This is a genomic window from bacterium (genome assembly GCA_040755795.1).
In the GTDB taxonomy this organism is placed as follows: domain Bacteria; phylum UBA9089; class CG2-30-40-21; order CG2-30-40-21; family SBAY01; genus JBFLXS01.
Window position 1 is genome coordinate 1 of sequence record JBFLXS010000754.1, and the last position, 1,062, is coordinate 1,062.

1 protein-coding gene is annotated in these 1,062 nt (G+C 40.4%); it reads left to right on the forward strand.

The window, feature by feature from the left end; translation table 11 throughout:
- Window positions 1-116: 116 nt before the first annotated feature.
- On the forward strand, window positions 117-1,062 hold a 946-nt coding region (locus AB1414_21440; GenBank protein MEW6609975.1), incomplete at its 3' end, for a hypothetical protein.

The window sequence follows — 1,062 nt, forward strand, 5'->3', positions numbered from 1 at the left end:
CGCGTCTTTATTCGCGCCTATTAGTGTATTTATAATAACACCTGGGCCCCCAATTTACCATCTGTCATCGGGTTTAACTGTTGCATTTTATTTTCAGATTGGATATGCTGAAAATAATGAGAAAAATTCTAAATCTCTTTTTCTCCATTCTTCTGATAGTCATTATAAAATCGCTTGCTCCTACCACGGTAGTTGGTGCTCCTACAAACTGTCCTTGTACAATTAATGATCAACCGTGTAACACTCCAGTTTCTTCCCCAGATCAACTTACATTCAGGTTTGACTTTTCTTCTGTTAAAGACCGTTTTGCCGATACTAATTTTAAATTTGTTTTTCCAGGCACACTTTTTTACGAGCCTAAAGCAACTATTGAGGGAAATAAGGCATCCCTTACAACAGATAGGCCGGCTCTTAGAGTAGAAGGTGCTCATCAGGTTGAACTACGCCATGAAAGTGGGGCTCTTGCTTGTGAATCTATAACCTATACAGTTATTCCAGAGACTTGCACGATTACTGTAACCCCTGATAAGCCAACATTTCAGTTTGAGGACAATATCGCTATCACCATCAAGAATATGCCGTGGAGTTTAGCCACTCTGAAGGTTCTTGAGCTCACGGGACCTATCTCTAAAAAAGAACAAATTCCTCCTACGATGACAGATTACACCTTGAATGTCGGTCAGCTTAAAGCTGCTGGTTACTATACAATCACGGTTTATGATAGGCTTATTGGAGGATCCATAATTTGTCAAAAGTCTTTTTCTGTAGAGGGAAAAGGTGGAATCCTTCCTCCTCCTCCTCCTGCTCCTGGGGTTTCTTGTGCGGAAGTAAGTGATGTTGATAAAGAAAAATGTAGAAAATGTGTTACTCTAGGAGAAACTTATAAAAGTGGTGGGGTTTGGACGGCTTTGGGGTGTATTGATGTTTCGCCCCAGGGTTTTATTTCTTGGCTTCTCCAGAAAGTTATTGGTATTGCTGGGGGGATTGCTTTTCTTTTGATTTTATACGGAGGCTTTCAGATTTTAACTTCAACCGGTGATCCAGAAAAACTTGCTTCTGGTA